Origin of the sequence: Pseudomonas sp. Sample_16 (assembly GCF_004307665.1) — a bacterium.
GTDB lineage: Bacteria > Pseudomonadota > Gammaproteobacteria > Pseudomonadales > Pseudomonadaceae > Aquipseudomonas.
In genome coordinates this window covers 1-3,560 of sequence record NZ_RCOB01000170.1, presented here as the reverse complement: position 1 = coordinate 3,560, position 3,560 = coordinate 1, and the positions used below count along the sequence as shown (strand labels likewise).

Annotated in this window: 2 protein-coding genes; both read left to right on the top strand. The window is 47.2% G+C overall.

The window, feature by feature from the left end; translation table 11 throughout:
- The first annotated feature begins 292 nt into the window (after positions 1 to 292).
- Entirely contained in the window at positions 293 to 925 is a 633-nt protein-coding gene (locus D8U69_RS22630; protein WP_130903381.1) for a hypothetical protein, read from the top strand.
- 511 nt (positions 926 to 1,436) lie between these two features.
- Entirely contained in the window at positions 1,437 to 2,312 is an 876-nt protein-coding gene (locus D8U69_RS29975) for an ion transporter (protein WP_206663013.1), read from the top strand.
- Positions 2,313 to 3,560: the final 1,248 nt, after the last annotated feature.

Here is a 3,560-nt window from a genome sequence, read left to right as displayed (position 1 = left end):
GCCTATCTGCGACCCGTATCTTGTTAGCAAGCGCAGTTCACTGCCAATTTAAGTTTGTGCCGAGCCGTCCTAGGTCAAAGTTTGACGACTTCTGGCCCAAAATGCTGGCTGGGTTGCATCCTGACCAATATTGATGTTTTTGGGGTGAGCGCAATCCCCTTACAAAGCATTAGGGGCTTCCCTACAGAAAATGGATTTAGGTTATGGATTAATACGACGTACCTCTCCATTTAGTTGTGCAGGAGTGGCCGCTACGATTGGCGCATATTAGAGCCCCGTGGGAGGCTTTTAAATGAAAAAGTTTCTGTTAGCACCATTCGCGTTATTGATGCATTCTGCTTTAGCGGCAACAACAACTGGTTTGAGCGTTACCGGCATTATCGACCCGCCATCTTGCGACGTTTCGATGGTGGGAAGCGATTTTTCTTATGGAACATCAATTCTTCTAAATCCGACTGGAAACACTGCGCTAGGTGTTAGTGCCCCGCAAACATTGAACATTACGTGCGCTGGACTCGTGTTGGTAGGAATTCGAGGAACCGATAACAGAGCAGGAACAAATGTTACCTCGATTAACCCTAATGCATACGGATTGGGGCTTGACGGAGGAAACAATAAAATTGGCGATTATACACTGAATTACTCAAATGTTTCGCTGAATGGTGGCACTGGTTTTATGGTTTGGAGCACAGATGGTGGGACGACATGGGCTGGCGGAAATGGAGGCGGGACCATCAACACCTACGCTGCTCAGGCCATAACCTACGGCCTTAAGGCAACGTCAGGCGCGGGGCAGCCTGTTCCGATGACGAGCGCCTCTTTTAATCTAGCTGTTACTCCGACTATTGCACCCAAAAGCACATTAGATGCGAGCAACACCATTCAACTGGATGGCTCCGCCACCATTGCGCTGGTGTACCTTTAATGCGCCCTATATAGGCGCGGAAATACTGGGTTGCTCAAGCAAGTGACTGAAGAATATCAGAAATTATCGAGGCCTGGTCATTCTAGTCACTTGCGCTCAATCGTGTGGTTAGCTTACGTTTGGACGACGGCCATCAAGCCGGCATTCAACTATATTTTTTGCAATTCGCTGTTTGCGCACATGATCAGTAAGATGCGCCAGCGCCAGAAGTGCAAGCGACGCCCCGTTAGACGTCCGGGGAATCTCACAGGCTATTCTTCTAAAACAGACAGTCGATGCGCACCTTACGCTTTTGGCGAAAAACGAAGTTGAGCTGCCAAGCAAAAGATTTGGCGCTCTATCTTCGGAAGCGAACTTCCGATTGAGCTGAATGTTTCACGTCTGCTTAATCGCTTTCGTATCGCTGATGTTCCTCCGAGAAACAATACCAAACCAAAGCGGCCCGTATCGGGTTACTTAAAGCCCCCGAGCCCAAACTTAAACCTTGCTCACCTTGCACTGAGCCTTTTTAATGACCCGAGGACATAAGATTGGCTTTCAATCGACCACCCTATTTCATGCTCAGAATCCGTTCAATTTTTTGCTGCGTCACCTCATGAGCAAGGTTCTGATTCGTTTGAGAGGACTGATCGCTTGCGAGTTGGATGTTCAGTTAAGGCGCAAGGTTGGGTTATCTATCACCAATAAAATATTGTGCTTTTTGATCGTTATCGCCATGCTGACAGGCATCCTGGAAACCGAAAAAATCGTTACGGCTGGTCGAGAGCCGTGGTTTAAAGCGGCCGAGCTTGGATTCGCCATGGTTTTCTCCATTGAATATGTCCTGCGCGTATGGACGTGCGTAGAAAACCCTAAATACAGAACTCGATTTCATTATGTTTTTAGCCCGATTGCCATGCTAGAACTAGCCATTGTGCTGGCGAGCTGGCTTGTCGCGTTAGGCTCGACAGGCTATCTCGTGCGCGGGTCGCGGTTGATAAGAATTTCCCTTATCGCTAAATTGGGACGTTACTCAAAGGCTTTACATAACATCCGCCTCGCTATTCGTGCTAGAAAAGAAGAGCTGTTAATTAGTTTATGCGCTGCGATACTCCTAATGTTAGTTTCATCGATGGCGCTTTATATTGTGGAAAGCGACATTCAGCCGGAGCACTTTGGTAGTATTCCGAGGGCCATGTGGTGGTCCGTTGTCACGCTCACCACCGTGGGGTATGGCGATGTTTATCCCGTCACCACCATCGGTCGGATATTGGCTGCCATTACAGCGATCAGCGGTATCGGCCTAATCGCCTTGCCCACCAGTATATTGACCTCGGCCTTTAGCGAGGTCATACAAAAAAAGAAAATTGCCGATCTGAAATCTGACACTTTGTCAAAGCGTAAGTGACGAGTCTTTTCCCGCATTCGTCGCTTCTCATCTGGTTTTGGATTCAGCGCTACTCAAAGTCAGTGTGAAATATCGCATGCAGGCGACGCGTTTCGACTAGTAAATTAATTTCATTAACTCGTAAACCCGCAGGTCCGTGCTATTTATCCGGCACGCCGCAGCCTACTTCCACACTTAAGGAACACTCTTAAACAGGGTGATGCTTAATCAAGAGTCACTCCATTATGTTCTCCGGCTGTGCTTCAGCTACCGCTAGAATAAATCCTGAACAACCGGAAAGTTACGTTTGGCGACGATAGGGTTTATGTCTCGGACACCCCGCCGGTCAAGGGCTTCTGCACCAAGTACGAGCCAGCCCTAAAAAATAATTAAATTTGACCTCGATTGTGTGGACGACGAAAGCCTCAGTGCGAAGCGCGAGCGGCGGGTCAAATAAAGCATCAGCATGTCTACTCTGCGAGGGCTGCCCTGTATGGCCTGGGTTCAACACTGGCCGCATGGGTAATATTTTGAATTGAATGATGTTCCGGGACCGGGAGCCTTCAATGCAACCAATAAATAATAATTTTTAATTTATTCACCGAACCTATTGATAAGAAAGTGCCTCGCAGCTGCCCACTGTGTGTCAGGAGTGTTTGTGGTCTACGCTCATGTAGCATTAGCGGTATCGGCGTTACTGCATGTCATACCGGCTAGCAATTGATAGTGCTGTCAGTTGCATGGCTAAATGGCTACTAACAACTCATTTATAGCAGTGCTTGCTCAAGTTTCGATGCCGGATACTGTTGACAGCTATTCAGCAATTAATAATTAACATGTGTGCCGCATAAAATAATATTAATTTTGATGAGGTAAGACAAGTATGAACAATCAGCTCAATGATAGTTGCGCCGTCCTGGAGCCAGGCTTTTTCGAATATTTAGCCAGCTCACACTCTTGGCTGGGCGAATTTAATCCTTATTGCCTGCCCGCCGCATGACGATACGTATCCAATAATGTTGCGCCTACTCAAGCTTGATGGAGTGCGAAATGTTTGCCCTGTAACTTCAATGCATCAGCCTTGGACGTTACGTAAGTTACCATAATTAAATAAATTACTCCAGCCCTCTTCGTCTTGAGATTGCAGATGGTCGAGTTGTGACGAATAACAACGGTATGACCGTTTGCTATTGCACTTGGCTTTATCCCTATCTAATACGTCGCCTTACATCACGTATGTAAACGTCAGTATTTTCTATTAATGCGAGT

Excerpts from the sequence above, each read along its gene's own strand:
- D8U69_RS22630 (WP_130903381.1), top strand. The coding sequence starts at position 293 with ATGAAAAAGTTTCTGTTAGCACCATTCGCGTTATTGATGCATTCTGCT.
- D8U69_RS29975 (WP_206663013.1), top strand. The coding sequence starts at position 1,437 with ATGACCCGAGGACATAAGATTGGCTTTCAATCGACCACCCTATTTCAT.